General features: G+C 28.8%; 3 protein-coding genes. All 3 read right to left on the bottom strand.

The features are described 5' to 3' along the window. Nucleotides 1–922: 922 nt before the first annotated feature. Nucleotides 923–3,079 carry a YhgE/Pip domain-containing protein gene (locus BN346_RS11015; RefSeq protein ID WP_040328623.1) on the bottom strand — a complete coding sequence of 719 codons (2,157 nt, stop codon included), beginning with the start codon at nucleotides 3,077–3,079 and terminating at the stop codon, nucleotides 923–925. A gap of 26 nt (nucleotides 3,080–3,105) precedes the next feature. Beyond that, nucleotides 3,106–5,247: a YhgE/Pip domain-containing protein gene (locus tag BN346_RS11010; RefSeq protein ID WP_040328622.1), complete on the bottom strand. Its 2,142-nt coding sequence runs from the start codon at nucleotides 5,245–5,247 to the stop codon at nucleotides 3,106–3,108. A gap of 285 nt (nucleotides 5,248–5,532) precedes the next feature. Next, nucleotides 5,533–6,147 carry a TetR/AcrR family transcriptional regulator gene (locus BN346_RS11005; RefSeq protein WP_051540319.1) on the bottom strand — a complete coding sequence of 205 codons (615 nt, stop codon included), beginning with the start codon at nucleotides 6,145–6,147 and terminating at the stop codon, nucleotides 5,533–5,535. Between the last annotated feature and the right edge of the window lie 1,126 nt (nucleotides 6,148–7,273).

Genomic DNA, 7,273 nt, shown 5'->3' with positions numbered 1-7,273 from the left:
ATAATTACCCTTTCATAATTTACTTTCCCTTTTGAATAAGATACTTAGCATAAAAAGCAAAGTCAGTCCCAACAGAGCCTTGCTTGATTTTATTGATTCAATTTTTGAAAATCTCAATCATAAAAAGGAAATTCGTCTTCCGTAGCTGCTGGGACTGGCTTTAATGAGCTTACTAGTGGCTATGCACATTTATTCTAGATTATTCTTAATGTATATCTAACATATTGAGTTGACTATCCCTCTTGTTATGGATTAAAAACTTAGATAGCAACTTACTGAGATAAAGTTTCTAACTCTTTACTTGTTAGTATCCTTACTAGATTTTATTTTTCAATTTTAAAGATACCAATGAACAAGAGGGACAGACATCTCATAGTTTAATTACCTTTTCTAAATTTACTTACCCTTTTTAATGAGATATTTAGTTTAACAAGCAAGGTCAGTCCCTATTAGCCTTGCTTAGTTTTATTGGTTTAAGCTTAAAAAATACCAATGAACAAGAGGGATAGACGTCTCATGGGATAATTACCCTTTCATAATTTACTTTCCCTTTTGAATAAGATACTTAGCATAAAAAGCAAAGTCAGTCCCTTTTAGCCTTGCTTAGTTTTATTGGTTCAAATTTTTGAAAATATCAATCATAAAAAGGAAGTTTATCTTCCGTAGCTGCTGGGACTGGCTTTAATGAGCTTACTAGTGGCTATGCAATTATATTCTAGATTATTCTTAATGTATATCTAATATATTGATTTGCCTGTCCCTCTTGTTATGGCTTAAAAACAAATAAAATAAATTTACATAGCAGAAAAGCTAACTCAAAATTTTGAGTTAGCTTTTTATCCTGTTTACTCCCTAAAGGTTTATTTTAAGAAAATCAAGTTACTAATATAATTTAATATATTGTTTTGATTTTCGTTAAAATCTATAACCCTGATTCTTTAAATTTATGCTCAAGTAAATGAGCTGCTTTGTGTAGTGGCTTTCTTAACAATCCAAGTAATAAGAATGCAACAGATATTATAATTAATGCTATTACATCTCTTCTTACACTACTCCAAACTGGTCCTGCTATAGCTTGTCTAAATCCATCTATAACATAAGTGAATGGCCATAGTGGTTGTAGTATTCCGAATATCCTTGGATTGGTTTGTATTGGATAAAGTCCACCTGAACCTGCTATTTGCATTACCATTATAAATACAGCAATCGCCTTTCCTATATTACCAATTATGACCACTAATGTAAACATAATTATTACAAAAGTTATAGAGGCAAGTATTGCAAATGCTATCATAAGCAAGAAATTATCTGGTTTTACACCTAGTATATACTTATCTCCTAATACAACAATTATAGTTTGCACAAGTGATATAGCCAAATATGTTAACATTTTACCAAAATGTTGTTTCATAAGTGATAAATTACTTAATCCCTCTATTGGTTCACATTCTGTTGTTAACATAGATGATAATAACAGCACTCCAACCCATATTGCAAGAGTTGTATAGAAAGGTGTTAATCCTACACCAAATGTAGATGTTTCATAAATCTCAGTTCTTTCAACTTCAATCGGTGAAGATATAAATGATGCCATAACACCAGAGTCCTTACTCATTATATCTACTATTTCATCTATATTCTTGTCATTTAAATCTTTTGTCTTATCACTAAGTTCATCAACTTTTGTTTGGAAATCAGTAAGTTTATTTGATAGTTTTTCTGTTTGAGTTGTTGCAAGTTTACTGCTACTTATTCCAAAATTCGTCACTGCTGAAAGTCCTGGAACTATTCCTCTAACACCATCTAACATGGAATTTGCTACATCCATTCCACTTGAAACCTGATCTCCTAAACTATTAAGTACATTTAATCCACTTGCAAAAAATTTATTAGATAAATTTCCTATTTTATTAGATATATTTGAATTAGTTTCACTTAACATACTTATAAGTGTATTTATATTTTCCTTAGCTTCATTTTTATCTAATGCTTCTCTTATTTTTTCTATTCTAGTCTTTTGATCCTTTAGCATAGATTGTATATTTCTAAATAAGTCTCCAATTTCATCTAAAACTGGACTTCCTATTATATCATTCAATGCCTCAATATCATCTATCTTTCTATCAACTATATCTTGTAATGAATCAACTAAATCCCACATATTATCTAATGCTTTTCTAGCATTATCTAAAGACATATCATTAACTGATGATCTTAAGTCATTTAGTGATGATTGAATGCTATTATTTATATTCTGCATCTCTATTATATCATTACTTAAGTTATTAGATAAGTTAGTTAAGCTTTTCTGTGTTGAAGATATTAACTCTTTACTTGATTGAGTCACCTGTTGAAGGTTATTGATTTGATTTGTCATAAGTGGCAAATCATTTTTTACTGTATTTAAATAACTCTCAAGACTCTTATTGTTTTCACTAGCATTTTGAACATGATTTTTTATTGCTGCTATATTATTGCTAGTTGATGTCATAACATCTTTAAGTTCTAGAATCTTTGGTTTATTATTATCAACTTTAACACCCATCTTATTTAAAGTTTCAAATGCTTTTTCATTTACTGTGCTTACAAAGTTCTTTCTAATTTCATCTGTAACCTTACCCTTTGCAGCATTTGTAATCTTTGTTGCAATAGCATTTGCTTTTTCATTTGCTTTATATATGATGCTTGGTTTTTGTGGTGTAGGTGTGGCTAAAGTCATTAACCCTTTTGAAAAGTTTGATGGAATTTCAATTAATGCATAATACTTTCCTTCATTTAATCCAAAATTACCTTGCCATTCATCTATAAAAACCCAACCTATAGAGTCATTCTCCTTTAACGACTCTACAATGTCATTTCCTACATTAATGACTTTATCATTTAGTGTAGCACCTTCATCTTTATTAACTATAGCCACTGGTACATTTGATGTTCCAGCATATGGATCCCAACAAGCCTTTATATTAACCCAAGCATAAAGCGATGGAATAATGCACAATCCTATTATTATTATAAGTGTTGGTGTGTTTTTTAATATAGTCATTAAATCTTCTTTAAAAATTTTAAAAACCTGCTTCATACGTTCACCTCTTTTCGAATTTAGAATTATTCTCCTACCCTTGAATTTTTAAAGTTTGCTTCAAAGTTTTGAACCTTGTCATGTAATTTTTCTTTAAATATAGCACCTATTATTAAGAATATTATTATATACAAAAATAACATTGCAAAATCTACAAGAACACTACTTTTTAAAGGTCCTGCTATAGCTTCTCTAAAACCACCAACTCCATAAGTAAATGGGAAAAATGGTTGTAAAACTCTAAAAAACTTTGGATCTACTTGAATTGGATATGTTCCACCACAACCTGCAAGTTGTATTATCATAAATATTATGGCAATATCCTTACCTATATTTCCAAACACTCCAACTAAAGTGAACACTATTGTAGTAAAAGCTACTGCTGTAACAACTCCAAAGGCTACCATAAGTGGGAAATTAACAACGTAAACATCTAAAAGCACCTTATTTCCTACCGTAACTACAACACCTTGAATAAATGCTAGAAATATAAAAGTTAATAACTTTCCAAAATGCTTTTCTTTTATTGTTATATTTTCACTTCCTTCAAAATCTCCTGGATGAGTTTTTAAAAGTGAAACAAGTATTGTAGCTCCTACCCATAAAGCAAGTACTGAATAAATAGGCGTCATGGCTGAACCATAGTTTGGAATATGAAATACTGGTTTTTCTTCTAAATTAAAAGGCTGTGCAATAAAATCACCCATAACTTCTGGGTTACTTTGAAGTATGTTTATAATCTTTTGTATATCATCATCCCCAACTTTTTCAAGTTTTGAACTTAATTGTTTGATTATACTTTTAAATGATAGTAAGTCTTCCTTTAACTTTGTTGAAACAGTTGCTGCAAGTTCACTACCTTCTGTTCCTGATTTTAATAAATTATCTATTTGTGTAAATAGTCCTTTAGATGTTTCTAAAAGTTTTGTTGCATCATCAGTTGTACTAATTAAACTTTGTGTTATTGTATTTAAAGCAGGTCTTGCACCTGAATCAAACTGATTAACTGCTTCAATTAAATGTGCGTTTATATTTTTAATGCTATTTACAAAAACTTGTACAGTATTATCGCTAACTTCTCCAGATGAACTAACCTCATTTTGCATTGAAGCCGCAGTATCTTTAGCCTGTCCAACTGAATTCTGAACACTAGTTAAAGCAACTATTGAATCTGATATTGCTTTATTAGGTTGAACATTATTAATTTCGTTCAAATACTTTACATTACCTGCAATAGCATTGTTTACAGAGTTTATATCTTTATTTATTTGTGAAACCTTACCACTTTTATTATTATCATGACTTAAATTTTGTGCTAAATCATTAAGCCTATTAATTGATGCTTGTGATTCACTTAAACTTATCTTAAGGTTGTCTATTGAATTATTTAGATTTTTTTGAGTTACTTCCTTTAAATCTTTACTATTAATTGTACTTTGTTGAATATTAGATATTCCATCTGTTATTGTAGGAAGTGTTCCTCTAACTTCTGTTAAAAATTGTCCTAAATTCTTAGCATTACTATCTAATCCCTCTAAAAGTCCTGTAACTACATCCATATTTTTATTTACTGATATAATAGCATTTTTTAGTGATATTATTTGAGTTCTATTCTCTTCTGCTTTGTTTCCAGCCTCATTTACAACTGAAAAAACTTCTTTATTTACTGTACTTATAAAATTAGATGTTACTTCATTTATAAGTGTACCTTGTGCTGCATCACTAATTTTAGTTGCTACTGGGTTCATCTTTGTATCAACTTTGTATATTACTTTAGGCTTTTCTGGCTTGTCTGTTGTTAAACTAGTTAATTTCTCTGAAAAATCCTCAGGTATTTCAATCATTGCATAATATGTACCATCTACAACTCCCATATTTGCATCTTCTGAGTTTACAAACCGCCATCCAATAACATCATTACTTTTCAGTTCTTCAACTACATCATCACCTATATTTAAATCTTTATCTGCAAAGGTTGTTCCTTTATCATTATTAACTATAGCCACCGATATATCTCCAGTGTTTTCATAAGGGTCCCAACTTGCCTTTATGTTTACCCATGCATAAAGCGATGGTAAAACACATACACCAACAATGATTAAAAGTGCGACTGGGTTTTTTATGATACTTTTCATGTCCCTTTTAAATACCTTTAATGCATTCTTCATATCTAACCTCCATACTATATATTTTACAAAAATTAAAAGAATAAATTATTTCATAACCTAACTTAAAGTAATACCCCTATATAGGTGACCAATCTATTATTAATTGCTAATCGTTAATTTAACATAAATTTTCAATTCTCAATCTTAAATTTTCCAACCTATTTTTCTAATACATATACAAATAAAATCCACTTAATATGTAATATATTTTTTATTAACATCCAAAATTAATTTAACCAACTAAATATTATTGCAAAAATAAACTTAACTAATATTTTTAGTGTTTTACCCTAATATTTTTTTTATTGTTTCAAATAATACAGGCTTCATATCATCAATATTTGCTGGTTCCTCTAATATAATAGAGTTATAACAAACACCACCTGCGAGTTCTATTATTATGAACAATAGTTTCTCTGCATCTACAGTTAAATTTTCATTTCCATCCATCTTCGTTAAAAACTGATGATATATTTGTGTAAATTCCTCATACTCATCTTTTTCATATAAGCCTTTTCTATAAATACTCCAAGTGAGGTTTTTATGGATTAACTTTAATAACTTTTTATCTTTTTTTAGATAATCAATTATATGATTAATAAAGAAAATTACCTCATCACTTAAAACTTCAAAATGATGTTTATTTGCAGCCTCTAAAGCTTCCTTTAATATAGCACAACTTTTTCTTAATACTATTATTTCTCTTAAATGATATTTGTCTTTAAAGTATAAATAAAATGTTCCCTTTGCTACCCCTGCTTCATTTGTAATATCACTTATATATGTATCATTAATTCCTCTCGTAGTGAAAAGATTATATGCAACATCCATAAGCTTATTCTTTTTTTGCAACTTATTGACCTCTGACTTTTTCAACTTTGGCTTTAATTTACCACTCATATTTTCTCCTCCTCAAAATGACTATTAGTCATTTTCAAGTCTTAAATAATTATATTATGATTTTCTAAAAAAATCAATATTTTACACCAATACATCAATTATTTTTTAATATTATCATTATATATTATAACTCTATACATGGTAATAAACTACCTTTATCCATTATTAAACATAAAATTATTATTTTACCTTATCATAAAATTAAATAAATAATTTTTATCAAATAAAGTTAGTATCTTCAAAAATTAAACCAACAAAACTAAGCAAGTCTCTACTGGGACTGACTTTGCTTGTTTTGTTAAATATCTTATTCAAAAGGGAAAGTTAATTATGAAAAAGTAACTAGACCCATGAGATGTCTGTCCCTCTTGTTCATTGGTATTTTTAATGTTAAAAAGATAAAATTCAGCAAGGATATTAACAAGTAAAAAGTTAGAATCCTTATCTCTGTAAGTTGCTATCTGAGTTTTTTATCCATAACAAGAGGGACAGGCAATTCAAGATGTTAGATATACATTAATAGTAGTCTGGAATAAATGTGCATATCCACTAATAGGTTCATTAAAGCCAGTCCCTGCAGCTACGGAAGATAAACTTCCTTTTTATGATTGATATTTTCAAAATTTAAACCAATAAAACTAAGTAAGTTTACTGGGACTGACTTTGCTTGTTTTGCTAATTATCTTATTTAAAAGGGTAAGTAAATTGTGAAAATGTAACTAACCCATGAGATGTCTGTCCCTCTTGTTCATTGGTATTTTTAATGTTAAAAATCTAAAATCTAGTAAGGATATAAACAAATAAAAAGAAAAGTTAAAGAAGACTAGATTAAGTTGCTATCTAAGTTTTTTATCCATAACAAGAGGGACAGGCAATTCAATATGTTAGATATACATTAATAGTAGTCTAGAATAAATGTGCATATCCACTAATAAGTAAAGTAGAGCCAGTCCCAGTGGTTGCGGAAGATAAACTTCCTTTTTAAATTGATATCTTCAAAAATTTGAACCAATAAAATTAAGTAAGTTTACTGGCACTGACTTTACTCATTTAGCTGAATATTTTATTTAAAAAGGTAAGTAAATTTTAAAAAGATAACTAGCACCTTAGGTGTCGGTCCCTTTTG

The organism is Clostridium ihumii AP5, assembly GCF_000612845.1.
Taxonomy (GTDB): domain Bacteria; phylum Bacillota; class Clostridia; order Clostridiales; family Clostridiaceae; genus Clostridium_J; species Clostridium_J ihumii.
The sequence above is the reverse complement of the archived record's forward strand: the minus strand, read 5'-3'. Positions and strand labels throughout refer to the sequence as shown.